At 54.8% G+C, this 18,781-nt stretch carries 22 protein-coding genes and 1 pseudogene; 18 read left to right on the forward strand and 5 right to left on the reverse strand.

Going from position 1 to position 18,781, the window contains the following annotated elements:
* The first annotated feature begins 160 nt into the window (after positions 1 to 160).
* The 9 genes from GTGU_RS00885 (at position 161) to GTGU_RS00920 (ending at position 6,570) form a co-directional block, all read left to right on the forward strand.
* Positions 161 to 544, forward strand: a complete 384-nt coding sequence (locus tag GTGU_RS00885) for a hypothetical protein (protein WP_051857265.1) — start codon at positions 161 to 163, stop codon at positions 542 to 544.
* A 55-nt stretch (positions 545 to 599) separates the two neighbouring features.
* The gene (locus tag GTGU_RS00890) at positions 600 to 2,066 is read left to right on the forward strand and encodes a phage tail sheath C-terminal domain-containing protein (protein ID WP_038153483.1); all 1,467 of its coding nucleotides are present in this window, start codon (positions 600 to 602) and stop codon (positions 2,064 to 2,066) included.
* Positions 2,056 to 2,574 (forward strand): phage major tail tube protein, encoded by a 519-nt coding sequence (locus GTGU_RS00895; RefSeq protein ID WP_038153484.1) that lies wholly within the window; start codon positions 2,056 to 2,058, stop codon positions 2,572 to 2,574. Before GTGU_RS00890 ends, GTGU_RS00895 begins: the two co-directional genes overlap by 11 nt.
* Before the next feature lie 68 nt (positions 2,575 to 2,642).
* A complete protein-coding gene (locus GTGU_RS00900; RefSeq protein ID WP_038153486.1) occupies positions 2,643 to 2,942 on the forward strand; it encodes a phage tail assembly protein in 300 nt (99 codons plus the stop codon).
* A 133-nt stretch (positions 2,943 to 3,075) separates the two neighbouring features.
* Entirely contained in the window at positions 3,076 to 3,342 is a 267-nt protein-coding gene (locus GTGU_RS23905; protein ID WP_051857266.1) for a hypothetical protein, read from the forward strand.
* On the forward strand, positions 3,287 to 4,729 hold the full coding sequence (locus GTGU_RS00905; protein WP_156963975.1) for a hypothetical protein: 1,443 nt from the start codon (positions 3,287 to 3,289) through the stop codon (positions 4,727 to 4,729). The genes GTGU_RS23905 and GTGU_RS00905 overlap by 56 nt, the downstream gene beginning before the upstream one ends.
* Positions 4,729 to 5,214 (forward strand): phage tail protein, encoded by a 486-nt coding sequence (locus GTGU_RS00910; protein WP_038153487.1) that lies wholly within the window; start codon positions 4,729 to 4,731, stop codon positions 5,212 to 5,214. The genes GTGU_RS00905 and GTGU_RS00910 overlap by 1 nt, the downstream gene beginning before the upstream one ends.
* Positions 5,215 to 5,221: 7 nt before the next feature.
* Positions 5,222 to 5,407 (forward strand): tail protein X, encoded by a 186-nt coding sequence (locus GTGU_RS00915; RefSeq protein WP_425427379.1) that lies wholly within the window; start codon positions 5,222 to 5,224, stop codon positions 5,405 to 5,407.
* Positions 5,398 to 6,570 (forward strand): contractile injection system protein, VgrG/Pvc8 family, encoded by a 1,173-nt coding sequence (locus GTGU_RS00920; protein ID WP_038153490.1) that lies wholly within the window; start codon positions 5,398 to 5,400, stop codon positions 6,568 to 6,570. The genes GTGU_RS00915 and GTGU_RS00920 overlap by 10 nt, the downstream gene beginning before the upstream one ends.
* Before the next feature lie 231 nt (positions 6,571 to 6,801).
* Here the strand turns inward: GTGU_RS00920 and GTGU_RS26465 are convergent.
* A pseudogene (locus tag GTGU_RS26465) lies at positions 6,802 to 6,897 on the reverse strand (hypothetical protein); the annotation flags it as partial.
* Positions 6,894 to 7,460, reverse strand: coding sequence for a hydrolase (locus GTGU_RS00925; RefSeq protein WP_038153492.1), 567 nt, complete (start codon positions 7,458 to 7,460; stop codon positions 6,894 to 6,896). The gene GTGU_RS00925 and the pseudogene GTGU_RS26465, both read right to left, overlap by 4 nt.
* Before the next feature lie 267 nt (positions 7,461 to 7,727).
* On the opposite strand from GTGU_RS00925, the gene aspS reads away from it, so the two are divergent.
* The 6 genes from aspS to ruvB all read left to right on the forward strand — a co-directional run bounded on the left by aspS (position 7,728) and on the right by ruvB (position 12,977).
* Entirely contained in the window at positions 7,728 to 9,500 is a 1,773-nt protein-coding gene (gene aspS, locus GTGU_RS00930; RefSeq protein ID WP_038153494.1) for an aspartate--tRNA ligase, read from the forward strand.
* A gap of 1 nt (position 9,501) precedes the next feature.
* Positions 9,502 to 9,945 carry a dihydroneopterin triphosphate diphosphatase gene (gene nudB / locus GTGU_RS00935; RefSeq protein WP_038153495.1) on the forward strand — a complete coding sequence of 148 codons (444 nt, stop codon included), beginning with the start codon at positions 9,502 to 9,504 and terminating at the stop codon, positions 9,943 to 9,945.
* Positions 9,946 to 9,971: 26 nt separating this feature from the next.
* The gene (locus tag GTGU_RS00940) at positions 9,972 to 10,712 is read left to right on the forward strand and encodes a YebC/PmpR family DNA-binding transcriptional regulator (RefSeq protein WP_038153496.1); all 741 of its coding nucleotides are present in this window, start codon (positions 9,972 to 9,974) and stop codon (positions 10,710 to 10,712) included.
* Between the two features lie 34 nt (positions 10,713 to 10,746).
* A complete protein-coding gene (gene ruvC, locus GTGU_RS00945) occupies positions 10,747 to 11,268 on the forward strand; it encodes a crossover junction endodeoxyribonuclease RuvC (RefSeq protein ID WP_038153497.1) in 522 nt (173 codons plus the stop codon).
* A gap of 78 nt (positions 11,269 to 11,346) precedes the next feature.
* On the forward strand, positions 11,347 to 11,958 hold the full coding sequence (gene ruvA, locus GTGU_RS00950) for a Holliday junction branch migration protein RuvA (RefSeq protein WP_038153498.1): 612 nt from the start codon (positions 11,347 to 11,349) through the stop codon (positions 11,956 to 11,958).
* 8 nt (positions 11,959 to 11,966) lie between these two features.
* Positions 11,967 to 12,977, forward strand: coding sequence for a Holliday junction branch migration DNA helicase RuvB (ruvB, locus tag GTGU_RS00955; protein WP_038153500.1), 1,011 nt, complete (start codon positions 11,967 to 11,969; stop codon positions 12,975 to 12,977).
* Between the two features lie 55 nt (positions 12,978 to 13,032).
* On the opposite strand, the gene znuB is transcribed toward ruvB, so the two are convergent.
* A complete protein-coding gene (gene znuB, locus GTGU_RS00960) occupies positions 13,033 to 13,818 on the reverse strand; it encodes a zinc ABC transporter permease subunit ZnuB (RefSeq protein WP_038153501.1) in 786 nt (261 codons plus the stop codon).
* The gene (znuC, locus tag GTGU_RS00965) at positions 13,815 to 14,570 is read right to left on the reverse strand and encodes a zinc ABC transporter ATP-binding protein ZnuC (protein WP_038153502.1); all 756 of its coding nucleotides are present in this window, start codon (positions 14,568 to 14,570) and stop codon (positions 13,815 to 13,817) included. Before znuC ends, znuB begins: the two co-directional genes overlap by 4 nt.
* 78 nt (positions 14,571 to 14,648) lie before the next feature.
* Between znuC and znuA the strand changes: the two genes are divergently transcribed.
* The 3 genes from znuA to lpxM all read left to right on the forward strand — a co-directional run bounded on the left by znuA (position 14,649) and on the right by lpxM (position 18,016).
* Positions 14,649 to 15,593 (forward strand): zinc ABC transporter substrate-binding protein ZnuA, encoded by a 945-nt coding sequence (znuA, locus tag GTGU_RS00970; protein ID WP_038153503.1) that lies wholly within the window; start codon positions 14,649 to 14,651, stop codon positions 15,591 to 15,593.
* 15 nt (positions 15,594 to 15,608) lie between these two features.
* Entirely contained in the window at positions 15,609 to 16,928 is a 1,320-nt protein-coding gene (gene mepM / locus GTGU_RS00975) for a murein DD-endopeptidase MepM (RefSeq protein ID WP_038153504.1), read from the forward strand.
* 113 nt (positions 16,929 to 17,041) lie between these two features.
* A complete protein-coding gene (lpxM, locus tag GTGU_RS00980; protein ID WP_038153506.1) occupies positions 17,042 to 18,016 on the forward strand; it encodes a lauroyl-Kdo(2)-lipid IV(A) myristoyltransferase in 975 nt (324 codons plus the stop codon).
* Between the two features lie 43 nt (positions 18,017 to 18,059).
* On the opposite strand, the gene GTGU_RS00985 is transcribed toward lpxM, so the two are convergent.
* Positions 18,060 to 18,781, reverse strand: a 722-nt coding sequence (locus GTGU_RS00985) for a pyruvate kinase (RefSeq protein WP_038153508.1), incomplete at its 5' end; no start/stop codon positions are given.

Raw genomic sequence — 18,781 nt, forward strand, 5'->3', positions numbered from 1 at the left:
CGCGGATAAGTTTTTCCGTGGGCGGCGACATGGAGGAGTATGCAACCGGGTACGTGCTGACTGCTGGCGGTGATTTTGGTTCCGACAACGGTATTTATTATGCGCGACCTCTTCAGAAAAACTATCCCGGCGTTGGCTGGGCAACTGTGGCGTATGTCTGATGCTGACACTGAAAAATATTACCCGTTATATCCCGGAGTTTCCGGCGGACTTTCCTGATGTTGTCTGGTTACAGACAGAAGACGGACTTGACTGGTATTACCACCGCGCACGGTTTGCCGATGACACCGTAAAAATCTGTTACGACAAAACCGGACTTATCCGCAGTTTTTCGACGGATGTACAACACCTGTCACCTGAAGGTTTTTCAGTAACGGAGGTTTCCCCTGCCAGTATTCCGGAAGGGATGAAGGATCCTGCCGGATGGTGCTGGGACGGGAAGAAAATTAAACCTGTCACTACAGTGGTGACCACACGAACACGGGCGGAACTGCTGGCCGATCTTGCCAGGTTACAGGCGGAGATAGAGAGCCTGAAAGACTGACCTGACCACTGACAACCTGACCGCCTTTATGGCGGTTTTTTTTACTGGAGAATTTATGCCTGATTTGCATGGTGTTGAGTCTATCGAACTCACTAACGGGACGATCGCCGTTCAGACAGTTGAAACGGCGGTCATCGGACTGGTCGGAACCGCACCGGACGCCGCCACAGCTACACATGCCACCGCACTCGCCGGGAGTGTTCTGCTTAATACCCAACTGTTATTTACCGCTGTTGAAACTGGTCGTGCCGGTAACGGCATTGTTATTGATGCGGTCATTGCTGAGGCTGAAACAGAGGTGACCACTGCCACGATGCTGGACAGGGTGATTACGGTGACGCTGGCAACGGATGATACCGGGGCTGCAACATCCACTGTGCAGGAGCTGGTGGACGCGATTGGAGCGATCACCGGTTCTCCGGTTACAGTCTCCATGGAAAATGCCGCACCTGATGCTGTTGTCAGCCCGTTCAGTGAAACGCTGGCGGGTGGTGAAGATGAGCCGTATCCGCTGAATACGCCTGTACTGGTTGCCGGTGCGCTGGTGCGTGCTGATCAGCTTGGTACTGCCGGGACGCTCTATCCGGCGCTGATGGATATTTTCGACCAGACGGGCGCGCTTGTAGTGGTGGTCAGGGCGGAAGAGGGGGCTAATGTCGCCGCGACGCGCGCATCCATCATCAGCGCTATCGACAAATTGCCGCTGGCGCGAAGCAAAATTAACTATCAGCCGCGCATCGTGATCGCCACCGGATTCAGTGAGGATGATGGTGTCGGGAAAAAACTGGAAGTGGTGGCGCAGAAACTGCGGGCGATCGCCTATCTGGATTCGCCATCGATGGCAACACCGCAGGAAGTGTCTGCACGCCGCAACCTGTATGGCGGTCGTGTTGAACTGCTGCGCCCGCGCGTGGCCGTCACTGCTGACAACGGCCAGACTATTTACCGTCCATATTCGGCGCGTGCTGCCGGGCTGCGTGCCCGTATCGACTACGCAAATGGCTGGTGGTGGTCGAAGTCGAATCAGGAGATTTTTGGCATTACCGGCACTGAACAGATCGACGATTTCATCATTGGCGACTACACCTGCACCGCCAACCTCCTGAACATGGATAACATTTCCACCATTATCCGTTATGACGGTTTCCGTCACTGGGGGAACCGCCTGTGCCTGACGCATCCACAGTGGCGTTTTGAGGCAGTACGGCGCACGGCTGATGTCATCGAGGACAGTATCCAGCGCGCCATGATGGTTTACGTTGACCGTCCCATCGATAAGGACGTGGCTGATGATGTGATCGGCAGTATCAATGCCTATATCCGTCAACTGAAAAATCTCGGCGCTATTTATGGCGGTACTGCCTGGCTCGATCCTGAGCTGAACACGGCTGAAACGATGGCAGCGGGCTGGCTGTATATCAACTATGACTTCGGGCCGAAGTCGCCGATGGAGCGCCTCACGCTGCGCGTGCGGGTTAATAAACAATACGGGTTAGAGGAGCTGGGACTTAATGGCAACTAATGGCAAACGCAACAACCTCCGCGCATGGACACTCTTCCTTCCCGGCGCGGTTCGTCTGGAAGGGGCGCACGAGTACACGCCGCCAGCGCTGACGCTGGTCAAAACTTCCATCAGAACGGGCGGGATGGACGCGGCGATTGGTCTTGATGACGGTATGGAAGAACTGACATGCAGCTTCAAGATTTATGGCTATGAACCGGCGGTGCTGGCGCTGTTCGGCCTGTCTGAAGGTACCACCTCACCCCGCATCACCGCGCGCCAGGCAATTAATGCCGGCGGGTGGACCGGACTTGTTGAGGAACTGGAAGGCATGGTGAGCAGCATCACTCCGGATGCGCGCCCGTCAGGTGCAACGGCAGAAGCCTCCCTGACGGTAGAAATGACGCTGACCTACTACCGTTCCACCTGGGGCGGTACTGAGCAGGCGCTGATCATCCCGGCGCAGTTTGTCCGCCGGATTCAGGGCGTGGATAAACTGGCGGGGATCCGCAACATCATTCGCGTCTGATAACCACCGTGCGCCGCCGGGAGTGACTGGCGGCGCAGTCATCTCATATTTAACCGGAAAATACCATCATGGATAAAACCGATAACTTCCCGTCTGAAGCTGTCACTGTCAGGCTGTCCGTTCCCTATACAGCGTTATCCGGCACCAGAATTGAAGAAGTGGTGATGCGTGCCCCGACCGTGCGCGACAGGCTGATGCGCAACCGTAACCCGAACCCTGACTATCAGGCGGATATCGAGCTGATTGCGTCACTGTGTGGCCTGACGCTGGATGATCTGATGAATATGGAAGCATGCGATTATCTGCGCCTGGAGAAACAGTTTAATGCTTTTTTGCTGCCGCCGGAGAGGCGGAAGACGAAAGTATAAAACTGGCGCTGCGCCGTGCGGGTGCCTGGTTTGGCTGGCAACCGTCTGAGGTGATGGCGCTGCCACTGAAAGACTTCATGGACATCATGTTTGATGAGAATGAAGAGCGTATCCGCGCGAGAAGGGGTAAATAATGGCAACGGTTGGCGAAGGGCTTAAAGCCAGCATCCGGATTGGTGGCACGATTGATTCAAGCTGGCGCAAGGGCGTCAGCCAGATCAAGGATGGCCTGCTGGGGATAACAAAAGAGACGAAATCGCTTCAATCCCGGCAGGAAAAGCTTGCCAGGCAGATGAAGAAAGCGGTTCTTGAGGGAAAAGATGTTACAAAACTGCGGGCGCAGTATGAATCTCTCGGAAAAAAAAATCGCGGATGCGACAAAAGAGCAGACCCGCCTTAACAGCCAGTTGAAGAGAGCAGAGGCGCTCAGCAAGTGGGCTTCCCGTGGAGCCGGTGCCGCAAAATTTGCAGGTGGTACGCTGCTGGCTGGTGGTGGATTACTGGTTGCCGGAGCTACCAGCGTTTTCCGGATGAATGCCGAAACGGCAGAGCAGGACGCAAAGGCCAGGGCATACGGCGTTGACCAGCCAACATTCCAGGCGTGGGAAGGCATTGCCAAACGACTTGGCCTGAACGGCGAGAACGTGGGCGATCTGCCGGAAGAAATGGCGCATAAGATCGGGGAGTACAAAGAGACCGGAAAAATGGGCGCGGTTGAGGATGCCTTTACCGCACTCGGCTTCACAATGCGGGACATGGATGGCCTTTCGAATCAGGAACAGTTCGAAAAAATCATGGACAAAGCCGCTAAAATGAAGGATTTCCAGAAGGCATCTTTTGTTGTTGATGACCTGATGGGCGGCGAAGCCAGTAAGTTCCTGCAACTGATGCGCCAGACCGGGAAAACCTGGAAAGAACTGGAAAACGAGCAGAAAAAATACATCATGACCACGGAAGAAGGCGCAGCGGGAGCTACGGCCAGTTCGTGGGCTATGGACAAACTCATGACGGTTTTCAGTTCAGGCCTCGCCGAGGTTTCCGGTTTGCTGGGCAAGGAAATGGCTCCCTCCATCACCAACATTGCCGATAAGCTTGCTGGCTGGTTCAAAAATGGAGGAATAGAGAAGATCAAGAGCTTCATCACTGATGATCTGGTTCCTGGTCTTTTTATTGCTGCCCGTGCGGCACTCTCGTTCGGGCGTGGCGTGGTGGCGGTCGCAAAAAAACTCGACTGGTTGCTGCCGGATGAGAAGGACGACAAACGCGAAATCATGCGCAATATTGCACATGGCGATATTGATGAAGCGCGTGAGCTTGCAAAAGAAAAAGGCCTCGAAGACTGGATCACTCCGGTGCTGAATGATCCTGAAAAAATCCGGCAAATTCAGAAGGCAAACACCGACGCCCAGTTTGTTTGGTCAAAGGAACGTTTCACCAGTCCAGGGGATTACTGGGATAACGTCGATGACAGAGCGATGAAAATGGTAGGCCTTAGCTCTGATACTGATTCAGATTCATCGCTCAACTCGCTGGAATCAGCTATTCAGGAACAGTTTAAAAAAACGCAACAGCCTGAACCTGAAACACCTGCACTGCCGGAAAATCGATCATTATCGTTGCTTGCCGCCACAGCACCACTTCCGCAGTTTAATTTACGGAGCGAACCGAAAATATCAGCAACATATAACATTTACCAGCAACCCGGTGAAGATGGTGAAGCCCTTGCCAGACGTGTTAACGATGAGCAGGGCACCATTTATACCAAATATGCGGATCAGGTGTGGTAATGAGTCAGATCATTGATGATATCACGGCAGTGTTCAGCACCCCGCAGGGTGAGTTTGAGCCATCAACCGGGCAGCAGGACGACGCCGCCAGAGTATTAATGTCATGGGGCGATTTTGAATTCTCTGTTGACAATCTGGCGTATTCCACACTGTCCCGTTCGGCGGAATGGCGCTGGTCTGCGCAGGAGCTTATCGGTAAGCGCGACCAGCTCCAGTTTACGGGTAAATCCACGAAAACCGTGAATATCGAAGGTGAAGCCTATTCCGGTTTTGGTGCCGGACCAGAGGCGACGGAAGCGCTGTTTCAGCAGGCAGACCTTGAGAGACCATTGTTACTGGTGTCTGGTCTCGGGGATATATTCGGTTACTGGGTGGTAACCTCCTTCACCGACACTGCCACATCATTGCTTCCTGGTGGTGGCGCGCGGCGACGGTCGTTCAGGATTGAGATGAAATACTATGGCGAAGAATTACAGGACGAGTAACGGTGACATGCTGGATCTGATATGCGTGAAGCACTATGGCAGTAACGGTCTGAATGAGGTTATTTCCGCTGTGCTGGAAGCCAACCCTGGTCTTGCCGATGCCGGGCCGGTTTACGACTCCGGCCGTGTAATATTTCTTCCTGATATCGTGCTTACTCCGGCTCCTGATGATGAGGTGACGCTGTGGGACTGACACACTGGGAAGCGGATTTTACGCTGCTGTCTGACGGAAAGGATGTGACTGAAGCCATACGGCGTGGCGTTAATGAGATCCGGTTTACTGACAATGGCGCGGCGACAAAACAAACGGACTCCCTTGATATCACGCTCTACAGTGAAGTACTGGCGCTGCCGCCAAAAGGGGTTACGTTGTCGTTGTCACTTGGCTTTAACGGCAACATGGTCAACAAGGGGCAGTTCACTGTCTGCCAGGTGAAAAGCAGTGGCCCGCCGCGTAAAATCCAGATCACTGCCACGGCGGCACCGATGAATAACGCCCGGCACGGATATGATGCCACCTCCACGCGCAACAGGACTTTCGAGGATAAAACTCTCGGTGATATTCTTGAGCGGGTGGCAGCGGATAATGGCCTGACCGGGCGTATATCGGCTTCTCTGGTCAACATTAAAGTGCCCTCTGTCATCCAGCTCGCCGAGTCTGATTTGTCGATGATGTCACGCCTTGCATCCCAGTATGGTGCTGTCAGTAAGCCGTCTAACGGCTTCTGGCTGTTTCTGGAGTATGGTGCTGCGCAGGCCTCCGATGGTGGATTTTTGCCCGATATCACTATTACGCCGGATATGGTCTCCGACTGGAGCTACCAGGAGGGGGATCGCGGAAGTGACTCTGCCAATTCATCAGGTAAGGGGAAAGGCAAAGACGACGATAAAAAATGGAAAGTCAGCAAACCCACCTCCGACGATACCAGTGGCAGCATCCGCACGAAATATTACAACGAATCCACCGGGGAGATTGAAACCTATACCGTACAGCATGACGGCCCTGATATCGACAATCCACACACGTCCGCCGATAAAGAGAGCGCAAAGGGCAGCGCCGATACCAAGGCGAAAAAGGTTAAAAAGGCCGGAAAAAAAATGACGATCACTGCGCCATGCACTCAGGAAATGTTGAAGTTGACAGCAGAGAGTCGGATCACCACTCAGGGGTTTGGTAAAAGCGAGGATCGACGCTGGCAGGTGGAAAGCATAGACTGGACACTGAACAGCCGTGGACTCGTTGCCAGTTTCAGCCTGGCGACCGATATTCAGGCTGCTGGTGGCGGAAAGGGTAAATCAGGAAAAGGCAAGAAACCAACATTTACTCTCGAAAAAGGATCAGAAACCACTCACTAAGTCAAGACATGCAGGGGGGTGTAAATCATGATTTACCCCCCCTTTTCATGTTATACCACCTGTTTCCAGTAATTCCAGAAATAGCCGGAAATTTCCGAATGGGGCACCAGTGGGACACTTTTGGCCTCTAAAGTTCATCAAACTTCATTAATTTTGATTTCAGGCATTATTGCAACTCATTGAAAATTAACGCTCCTGGACGATCTTTATCAATTAAAAAAATGGCAGCGTCACACAATTAAAATGGCGGGCGTACTCTTCCAGACTGGTAATGCCGAGCCGCACCCATTTCGGGTGCGACCATTGCGGCAGGCCTATGTAAATCATAGCGCTGCGAGAATCTCCTCTGTGCTGCGCAAGCGGGAAATCCGCGGGAAGATGTGTGTTACTGAGTGCTGGTGCTGTTCCGCCTGGGCGGCGCTGCAGGCATCTTCGGCGATGACCAGCGAGAAACCCAGTTCCCAGGCGTTACGCGCGGTGGATTCCACACCGACACTGGTTGAGATCCCACAGAGGATGATGGTCTCAATGCCGCGGCGGCGCAGCTGTAACTCCAGATCGGTGCCGTAAAACGCGCCCCACTGACGCTTAGTGATTTCGATATCGCTGTCCTGTTTTCCCAGCGCCGGCGGGTAAGTCCACCAGTTATCGGGCAAGGCGCGGGTAGGGGCCGGGGCATCAACCGGTTGTTTCAGCGCGTCGCCGTAATCCGCCGACCAGCCGACGCGCACCAGCGCGACTGGCGAGCCCTGCTGACGACATTTTTGCGCCAGTTTTGCAGCGTTCGCCACCACATCGCTGGCGGAGTGTGGCCCACCCGCATGTGGCAGAATCCCTTCCTGGAGATCAATGACCACCAGTGCCGTGGTTTTTGCGTTCAGTTTCAACATCGTTATCTCCATAACCTCAGAATTTTAAGGCTTCACCTTACGCTGAGAGGCGGGCGGTCAGCGCAACAAATTTTGTTAATTTTTGTGAGAACGCGCAACAAGCGTACAGCAAACGCGCGTCTGGTGCGCGATGCACTTATCGTACGGCAGAATTTCCAGTATAATAGCCCCCTTTTTTCATCCAGTTGTGACATTCAGCTAAAGCTGCGACAGTAGTGCCTGCGAGGCAGGCGACAATCGGCCTGCGGCTAAGTTAAGGGAACTCTCATGCGTACAGAATATTGCGGACAGCTGCGTCAGTCCCACGTCGGGCAGCAGGTGACGCTATGTGGTTGGGTCAACCGCCGTCGTGATCTCGGAAGCCTTGTTTTTATCGACATGCGTGACCGCGAAGGTATCGTTCAGGTGTTCTTCGATCCGGATCGCGAAGATGTATTTAAGCGAGCGTCCGAACTGCGTAACGAGTTCTGCATCCAGATCACCGGTACCGTACGTGCCCGTGACGGGAAAAACATCAATCGCGATATGGCGACCGGTGAAGTCGAAGTATTTGCGACTGAACTCACCATCATCAACCGTTCCGAACCGCTGCCGCTGGATTCAAACCAGGTCAACACCGAAGAAGCGCGTCTGAAATACCGCTATCTGGATCTGCGTCGCCCGGAAATGGCTCAACGCCTGAAGACCCGCGCCAAAATCACCAGTTTCGTACGCCGCTTTATGGACGATCACGGTTTCCTTGATATCGAAACCCCGATGCTGACCAAAGCGACGCCGGAAGGCGCCCGTGACTATCTGGTGCCTTCGCGTGTGCATAAAGGCAAATTCTATGCGCTGCCGCAATCACCTCAGTTGTTCAAACAGCTGCTGATGATGTCTGGTTTTGACCGCTACTATCAGATCGTAAAATGCTTCCGTGACGAAGACCTGCGTGCTGACCGTCAGCCAGAATTTACCCAGATTGATGTGGAAACCTCTTTCATGACTGCGCCGCAGGTGCGTGAAGTGATGGAAGCGATGATCCATCAACTGTGGCTGGAAATCAAAGGTGTGGATCTGGGCGCATTCCCGGTGATGACCTTTGCTGAAGCCGAGCGTCGTTACGGTTCCGATAAACCGGATCTGCGTAACCCGATGGAACTGGTGGACGTTGCTGATCTGCTGAAAGACGTTGAATTCACCGTCTTCTCCGGTCCGGCGAACGATGCCAAAGGCCGCGTTGCGGCACTGCGCGTACCGGGCGGTGCCAGCTTAAGCCGTAAGCAGATTGACGACTACGGCAACTTCATCAAAATCTACGGCGCGAAAGGTCTGGCTTATATTAAAGTCAACGAGCGCGCAAAAGGTCTGGAAGGGATCAACAGCCCGGTGGCAAAATTCCTTAACGCGGAAATCGTGGAGACTATCCTTGAGCGTACTGGCGCGCAGGATGGCGATATGATTTTCTTCGGTGCGGACAACAAAAAAGTGGTTGCCGATGCACTTGGCGCGCTGCGTCTGAAACTGGGTAAAGACCTGGGTCTGACTGACGAAAGCAAATGGGCGCCGCTGTGGGTTATCGACTTCCCGATGTTCGAAGACGACGGCGAAGGCGGTCTGACTGCGATGCACCACCCGTTCACTTCACCGAAAGACATGACCGCCGCTGAGCTGAAAGCCGCGCCGGAAGATGCGGTGGCGAATGCTTACGATATGGTCATCAACGGCTACGAAGTGGGTGGCGGTTCCGTACGTATTTATAACGGTGAAATGCAGCAAACCGTGTTTGGCATTCTCGGTATCAACGAGCAGGAACAGCGTGAGAAGTTTGGCTTCCTGCTGGACGCGCTCAAATTTGGTACCCCGCCGCATGCGGGGCTGGCGTTCGGTCTTGACCGTCTGACCATGTTGCTGACCGGCACGGACAACATCCGCGACGTTATCGCGTTCCCGAAAACGACAGCAGCGGCGTGTCTGATGACCGAAGCGCCGAGCTTCGCTAACCCGGCGGCGCTGGCTGAACTGGGTATTGAAGTGATTAAAAAGGCAGAGAACAACTGATATGGCCTATAAGCGTCCCGTTTCTGTTCTGGTTGTTATCTATGCGCAGGACACGAAACGGGTGCTGATGCTACAGCGGCGCGACGATCCCGATTTCTGGCAGTCGGTCACCGGCAGTCTGGAAGAGGGCGAAACCGCGTTGCAGGCCGCCGCGCGTGAAGTAAAGGAAGAGGTCGCGATTGACGTGACGTCCGAGCCACTGGCCTTAATTGATTGTCAGCGCACGGTGGAGTTCGAGATTTTTTCACATTTACGCCATCGCTATGCGCCGGGCATTGAGCGCAACACGGAATCGTGGTTTTGTCTTGCGCTGCCTCACGAACGGTCGATCGTGTTTAGTGAGCATCTGGCTTACCGCTGGGTCGACGCGGCAGATGCCGCCGCCATGACCAAGTCGTGGAGCAACCGGCAGGCGATTGAAGAATTTGTAATTAACGCTGCCTGAGAAGGCACGCTCTTTGAGGAAAACTTATGGCAGGTCATAGCAAATGGGCCAACACCAAACACCGCAAGGCAGCACAGGATGCCAAGCGCGGTAAGATCTTTACCAAAATCATTCGCGAGCTGGTGACGGCCGCGCGTCTGGGCGGCGGCGACGCTGGCTCAAACCCGCGTCTGCGTGCTGCTATCGATAAAGCGCTGTCGAACAACATGACGCGCGACACCCTGAACCGCGCCATCGCGCGTGGCGTCGGCGGTGATGAAGACGCGAATATGGAAACCATCATTTATGAAGGTTACGGCCCTGGCGGTACTGCCGTGATGGTGGAATGCCTCTCTGACAACCGTAACCGTACCGTGGCGGAAGTACGTCATGCGTTCAGTAAGTGCGGCGGCAACCTCGGTACGGATGGTTCAGTGGCTTACCTGTTCAGCAAAAAAGGGGTGATCTCCTTCGAAGCGGGTGACGAAGACACCATCATGGAAGCCGCGCTGGAAGCAGGTGCAGAAGACGTTATCACCTTTGATGATGGCGCTATTGACGTCTACACCGCATGGGAAGAGATGGGCGCCGTGCGTGATGCGCTGGAAGCGGCTGGTCTGAAAGCAGATAACGCGGAAGTGTCGATGATCCCGTCCACCAAAGCGGACATGGATGCAGAGACCGCACCGAAACTGCTGCGTCTTATCGATATGCTGGAAGACTGCGATGATGTGCAGGAAGTTTATCATAACGGTGAAATTTCCGACGAAGTCGCCGCAACATTATAATGTTGCTGCATAAGCCGCTAACCGGAGACGCGTAATGGCCATTATTCTCGGTATTGACCCGGGTTCGCGTGTCACTGGTTACGGCGTGATCCGCCAGGTGGGCCGCCAGCTGACGTATCTCGGCAGCGGCTGTATTCGTACCAAAGTTGATGATTTACCATCCCGGCTTAAGCTGATTTACGCGGGCGTGACGGAAATCATCACCCAGTTTCAGCCCGATTTTTTTGCCATAGAACAGGTATTCATGGCGAAAAACGCCGATTCGGCGCTGAAGCTTGGCCAGGCGCGCGGCGTGGCTATCGTCGCGGCAGTGAACCAGGATTTGCCGGTGTTCGAATACGCGGCCCGTCAGGTGAAGCAAACGGTGGTCGGTACCGGGGGGGCGGAGAAAAGTCAGGTGCAGCATATGGTGCGTACGCTGTTGAAACTCCCGGCGAATCCGCAGGCGGACGCCGCCGATGCGCTGGCCATCGCCATCACCCATTGTCACGTCAGCCAGAACGCGGTGCAAATGAGTGAAACACGGTTAAATCTGGCGCGAGGGCGGTTACGATAATCACAAATCAGGCTGGATATCTATCCAGCCTTTTTTTATTATGGCAGCAGTTACTCTTTTAACGAGCAGGAGCGTCATGTGATAGGCAGACTCAGAGGCATCATTCTCGAAAAACAACCCCCGTTGGTGTTACTCGAAGCGGGAGGCGTGGGCTATGAAGTCCATATGCCAATGACCTGTTTTTATGAACTGCCTGACGTTGGCAAAGAAGCGGTGATCTTCACCCAGTTTGTGGTGCGTGAAGATGCGCAATTGCTGTTTGGCTTTAACAACAAACAAGAGCGCACGCTGTTCCGTGAGCTGATCAAAACTAACGGCGTCGGCCCGAAACTGGCGCTCGCCATTCTCTCCGGGATGTCGGCGCAGCAGTTCGTCAACGCTGTCGAGCGCGAAGAAGCCGCAGCTCTGGTTAAGCTGCCGGGTATCGGTAAGAAAACGGCGGAACGGTTGATCGTGGAAATGAAAGATCGCTTCAAAGGGCTGCATGGCGACCTGTTCACCCCGGCGGCAGATCTGGTGCTGACGTCACCGGCCAGCGCCACTGATGGCGACGCCGAACAGGAAGCGGTTGCTGCGCTGGTTGCGCTGGGCTATAAACCTCAGGAAGCCAGTCGGATGGTAAGCAAAATTGCGAAACCGGACGCCAACAGTGAAACCCTGATCCGCGAAGCGCTCCGCGCCGCGTTGTGAGGTAAAGGATGATTGAAGCAGACCGCCTGGTCACCGCAGGCAGTACCAGCGAAGAAGAGGTGGTGGATCGCGCCATCCGCCCCAAACTGCTTGAAGAGTATATCGGCCAGCCGCAGGTTCGCTCGCAAATGGAAATTTTTATCCAGGCGGCCAAACTGCGTGGTGATGCGCTCGATCATCTGCTGATCTTCGGCCCTCCGGGGCTGGGAAAAACGACGCTTGCGAACATTGTCGCCAATGAAATGGGCGTCAATTTGCGCACTACGTCAGGTCCGGTGCTGGAGAAAGCGGGCGATCTGGCGGCGATGCTTACCAACCTCGAACCACACGACGTGTTGTTTATCGACGAAATTCACCGCCTCTCTCCGGTGGTGGAAGAGGTGCTCTATCCGGCGATGGAAGACTACCAGCTCGATATCATGATTGGCGAAGGGCCTGCGGCGCGTTCCATCAAAATTGATCTCCCGCCGTTTACCTTGATTGGCGCAACAACCCGTGCGGGCTCGCTGACCTCACCCTTGCGTGACCGTTTTGGCATCGTCCAGCGACTGGAGTTTTACCAGGTGCCGGATCTGCAACATATCGTTGGTCGCAGCGCACGTTATATGGGACTGGAATTGAGCGAAGAGGGCGCGCTGGAAGTGGCACGTCGCTCCCGTGGTACACCACGTATTGCGAACCGCCTGCTGCGTCGTGTCCGCGATTACGCCGAAGTTCGCCATGATGGCACCATTTCACTGGAGGTCGCGTCTCAGGCGCTGGACATGCTGAACGTCGATGTCGAAGGGTTTGATTACATGGACCGCAAGCTGCTGCTGGCGGTAATTGATAAATTCTTCGGCGGGCCGGTAGGGCTGGATAACCTCGCCGCTGCGATTGGCGAAGAGCGTGAAACCATCGAGGATGTGCTGGAGCCGTACCTGATCCAGCAGGGTTTTTTGCAGCGCACACCGCGAGGACGAATGGCCACTGTACGGGCGTGGGATCATTTCGGCATTAAACCACCAGAACTGCCATAAACAGCGATGGCTTTTTGTAGCCCCGGTAAGCGTAGCGCCACCGGGGGAATGTCTGTTACTGCGCGGTTTTCTTCATCATGCTGAAAATAAACAACAGCGCCGCGCAAAGTACCACTGACGGCCCTGCTGGCGTGTCATAAATCGCCGAGAAGGTTAAGCCGCCCGTTACCGCAATCATGCCCACACCCACGGCAATCGTTGCCATCTGTTCGGGCGTACGGGCAAAACGCCGCGCAGTCGCCGCAGGAATAATCAGCAGCGAGGTGATGATCAGCGCGCCGACAAACTTCATCGCCACACCAATGGTCAGTGCCGTCACCAGCATTAGCAGTAGTTTCACTCGTTGCAGCTTCACACCGTCAACAAACGCCAGATCCGGGCTGATGGTCATCGACAGCAGATTGCGCCATTGCCACAGCAAAATGCCTACCACCACGACCACGCCCAGTGCGATAGAGAGCAAATCTTCCGGCGTAACGGCCAGCAGATCGCCGAACAAATACGCCATTAAATCGACCCGCACATTGGCCATCAGGCTCACGACCACCAGGCCAAGCGACAGCGCGCTGTGCGCCATAATGCCCAGCAATGTATCAATCGCGAGTTGCGGACGGCGTTCGAGCCACACCAGACCGGCGGCCAGCAACAGAGTGACGGCGATCACCGCATAGAAAGGGTTAACATCCAGCAGTAAGCCAAACGCGACGCCCAGCAACGAGGCATGCGCGAGAGTATCGCCAAAATATGACATGCGGCGCCAGACGACAAAAGAGCCGAGCGGGCCCGCTGCACAGGCGAGCATAATCCCGGCCAGCCAGCCGGGGAATAACAATTCAATCATGGACGACCATTTCCCCGACGCAGAATGATATGACCTTGCAGGTCATGGCGGTGATTATGATGATGACGGTAGATGCCCAGTTGCTCAGCGCCACGGGGGCCAAACATGGACATAAATTCTGGATGGAGCGCGACCACCTCAGGCGTGCCGGAACAACAGATGTGATGGTTAAGGCACAGCACCTCGTCAGTTTTCGCCATGACCAGATGCAGATCATGAGAGACCATCAGCACGGCGCAGTCCAACTCCTGACGCAACTGGTTGATAAGATCGTAGAGTGCCACCTGGCCGTTGACGTCCACGCCTTGCGTGGGTTCGTCGAGCACCAGCAATTGCGGGCTATTCAGCAGCGCCCGTGCCAGCAGGACACGTTGCGTTTCACCGCCGGAGAGTTTTTGCATTGGCGCATCAATAAGATGTCCCGTCTGCACGCGCTTAAGGGCAGGGAGTATATCCGCTTTGCGGGTGCCGGGGCGCAGGCGCAAAAACCGGCTGACAGTCAGTGGCAAGGTGGCGTCGAGATGTAGTTTCTGCGGCACATAACCGATGCGCAGTTTATTATCACGCGTCACAGTGCCCTCGTCCGGCGCAATGAGTCCGAGAACCACCCGCACCAGCGTCGATTTCCCGGCGCCATTAGGACCAAGCAGCGTTAAAATTTTCCCCGGCTTCAGCGCCAGGGAGATGTCAGAAAGCACGCGTCGTTGACCAAAAGTGACCGAGACGTTGTCCAGCGTTACAAGATTCGTCATTTCAATAAAAGGGTTGCGCTCGAAGGGAAATGTTATAATATCACATTTCTCATACACAATACGAATAGTAGACGCATTATGTTACATAAAAATACGCTTCTTTGCGCAGGCATTTCCGCTGTGTTGCTGGCTGGTGCGGCTCTGCCGGCGAATGCCGCTGTTGTTGCCTCTCTTAAGCCAATCGGGTTTATTGCCTCCGCCATTGCAGACGGGGTTACTGAGACGCAAGTTTTGCTGCCTGATGGCGCCTCCGAGCATGATTATTCATTACGCCCGTCTGACGTAAAACGCTTACAAAATGCAGACTTAGTGGTATGGATCGGCCCTGAGATGGAAGCCTTTATGGACAAGTCGACGCAAAGCATTGCGGCGAATAAGAAGGTAACGATTGCGCAGCTGGAAGGCGTGAAACCGTTGCTCATAAAAGGCGATGACGATGACGATGACGATCATGGTCATGAACACGGGCATGATGAAAAAAGTGACGAGCATCACCATCATGGCGACTACAACATGCATCTTTGGCTCTCGCCAGAGATAGCGCGCCTCTCAGCGGTTGCAATCCATGACAAATTAGTGGAACTTATGCCGCAAAGTCGGGCCCGGCTCGATGACAACTTGAAAGCGTTTGAAGATAATTTAGATCACGCCGATAAACAGGTTACTGCTGCGCTGTCACCGCTGAAAGGAAAAGGGTACTTCGTTTTTCATGATGCCTATGGCTACTTCGAAAAACACTACGGCCTGACCCCGCTGGGGCACTTTACCGTCAACCCTGAAATACAGCCTGGTGCACAGCGTTTACATGAAATAAGAACACAGTTGGTTGAGCAGAAAGCAACTTGCGTTTTTGCTGAGCCACAATTCAGGCCAGCCGTCGTAGAAGCTGTTGCCAGAGGGACGTCCGTGCGCATGGGAACCTTAGACCCTCTTGGAACAAATATCACGTTGGGAAAAACGAGTTACGCGCAGTTTATTACCCAACTGGCGAACCAGTACGCGAGCTGCCTGAAGGGAGATTAATGAGGAAGTGAATACGTGCAACAGATAGCCCGCTCTGTCGCCCTGGCATTTAATAATTTGCCGCGACCTCACCGCGTAATGCTGGGGTCGCTTACCGTTCTGACTTTAGCGGTCGCCGTATGGCGACCCTATGTTTACCACCCCGAATCCGCACCGATTGTCAGAACCATTGAGCTGGAAAAAAACGAAATCCGCTCGCTGTTGCCCGAAGCCAGTGAACCTATCGATCAGTCCGCACAGGAAGATGAAGCCATTCCGCAGGATGAGCTGGATGACAAAATCGCCAGTGAAGCCGGTGTGCATGAATATGTGGTATCAACCGGCGACACGTTAAGTAGCATTCTGAATCAGTATGGTATTGATATGGGTGATATCACCCAACTGGCGAGCGCCGATAAAGATCTGCGTAACCTGAAAATTGGTCAGCAACTTTCCTGGACCCTGACCGCCGAAGGCGATTTGCAGCGTCTGACCTGGGAAGTGTCCCGCCGCGAAACCCGTACGTATGATCGTACCGCGACTGGTTTCAAAATGAGCAGCGAAATGCAGCAGGGCGACTGGGTTAACAGTACCCTGAATGGCACCGTCGGCGGTAGCTTTGTCGCCAGTGCGCGCGCTGCGGGCATGACCAGCAGTGAAGTGAGTGCGGTGATCAAAGCCATGCAGTGGCAGATGGACTTCCGTAAACTGAAAAAAGGCGATCAGTTCTCGGTTTTGATGTCCCGTGAAATGCTGGACGGCAAACGTGAACAGAGTCAGTTGCTGGGCGTGCGTCTGCGCTCCGGCGGTAAAGATTACTACGCGATCCGCGCCGAAGACGGCAAATTCTATGACCGTAACGGCACTGGCCTCGCAAAAGGCTTCCTGCGTTTCCCGACCGCGCGTCAGTTCCGCGTCTCCTCCAACTTTAACCCGCGTCGCCAGAACCCGGTGACGGGTCGTGTCGCGCCGCACCGTGGCGTTGATTTCGCCATGCCGCAGGGTACGCCGGTACTTTCTGTTGGTGACGGCGAAGTAGTGGTTGCGAAACGTAGTGGCGCCGCCGGGTACTATGTTGCGATTCGACACGGACGCACTTACACCACGCGTTATATGCACCTGCGTAAAATGCTGGTGAAACCGGGTCAGAAAGTAAAACGTGGCGACCGCATCGCGCTGTCCGGTAATACCGGTCGTTCGACGGGGCCGCACCTGCATTATGAAGTGTGGATCAACCAGCAGGCGGTCAATCCGCTGACGGCGAAACTGCCGCGTACCGAAGGGCTGACCGGCGCCGATCGCCGCGACTTCCTGGCGCAGGCAAAAGAGGTGATGCCGCAGTTGCGTTTCGATTAGAACCTGTCACGTCTCAGGCCGGTGCCTTCGCGCACCGGCTTTTTGCTTTGTGCGAAAGCGGACACCTCGCTACACTATCCCATAATCTTTAATTCGCTGGCGCAACTGTGAACCTGCATGGAAACGAAAAAAATAATAGTGAGTTTATTCCTGTCTTTGAAAAAGCCTTTTTGCACCCGCGCTTCTGGGGATCCTGGTTGGGTGTTGCCGCCTTTGCCGGCATAGCGCTGACGCCGCCGTCTTTTCGCGACCCATTACTGGGGAAGCTTGGCACACTGGTCGGCCGACTGGCCCGCAGTTCGCGTCGTCGTGCGCAAATTAACCTGCTGTACTGCTTCCCGGAAAAGAGCGAGCAGGAGCGGGAGGCGATGATTGATGCGATGTACGCCACTGCGCCACAGGCGATGGTTATGATGGCCGAACTGGGGCTGCGTGATCCAAAAAAGATCATGCAGCGCGTGGACTGGCGCGGTAAAGAAATCATCGACGAGATGCAGCGTAATAACGAGAAGGTGATTTTTCTCGTCCCGCACGGTTGGGGTGTGGATATTCCGGCGATGCTGATGGCGTCGCAAGGGCAGATGATGGCGGCCATGTTCCACAATCAGGGCAATCCGGTCTTCGATTACGTCTGGAACACCGTCCGGCGCCGTTTTGGCGGTCGCATGCACGCGCGTAACGACGGTATCAAACCGTTTATTCAGTCGGTGCGCCAGGGCTACTGGGGCTACTATCTGCCGGATCAGGACCATGGCGAGGGGCACAGCGAATTTGTTGACTTCTTTGGCACCTATAAAGCGACGCTACCTGCAATTGGCCGCCTGATGAAAGTCTGTCGCGCCCGTGTCGTACCGCTTTTCCCGATCTACGACGGCAAAACCCATCGGCTGACGGTGGAAGTACGTCCGCCGATGGACGACTTGCTAAAAGCGGATGACAACACCATCGCCCGCCGGATGAACGAAGAGGTGGAGATTTTTGTCACGCCGCATCCTGAGCAGTACACATGGATCCTCAAACTGTTGAAAACGCGCAAACCGGGCGAAATTGAGCCCTATAAACGCAAAGAGCTGTTTCCTAAGAAATAAAAAAGCGCCCCACGGGGCGCTTTCTCGTTCTGAAGCTGTGAGATTATTCCACCGTCATCACACGGGTGGTATTGGTGGAGCCGATGGTGCTCATCACGTCGCCCTGGGTGACGATCACGATATCGCCGGACATCAGATACCCTTTGTCGCGCAGCAGATTCACCGCATCGTTCGCGGCGGCAACGCCATCGTTGTCGCTGTCGAAAAAGACCGGTGTTACGCCACGGTACAGCGCTGTCAGGTTCAGTGTACGTTCATGACGGGACATGGCGAAAATCGGCAGACCAGAACTGATGCGTGAGGTCATCAGCGCGGTACGCCCGGATTCGGTCATGGTGATAATGGCCGTTACGCCTTTCAGGTGGTTGGCGGCGTACATCGCTGACATGGCGATCGCTTCTTCTACATTATCAAACTCAACGTCGAGACGGTGTTTGGAGACGTTAATGCTCGGGATCTTCTCCGCACCGAGGCAAACGCGCGCCATCGCGGCGACGGTTTCTGCCGGATACTGACCGGCCGCGGTTTCGGCGGAAAGCATCACGGCGTCGGTGCCGTCGAGCACGGCGTTCGCCACGTCCATGACTTCCGCACGGGTCGGCATCGGGTTGGTGATCATCGACTCCATCATCTGCGTTGCTGTGATCACGGCACGGTTAAGTTTGCGGGCGCGGCGAATCAGGGCTTTCTGAATGCCGACCAGTTCCGGGTCACCGATTTCCACGCCGAGGTCGCCACGGGCAACCATCACCACGTCAGAAGCCA

Origin of the sequence: Trabulsiella guamensis ATCC 49490, from assembly GCF_000734965.1 — a bacterium.
GTDB lineage: Bacteria > Pseudomonadota > Gammaproteobacteria > Enterobacterales > Enterobacteriaceae > Trabulsiella > Trabulsiella guamensis.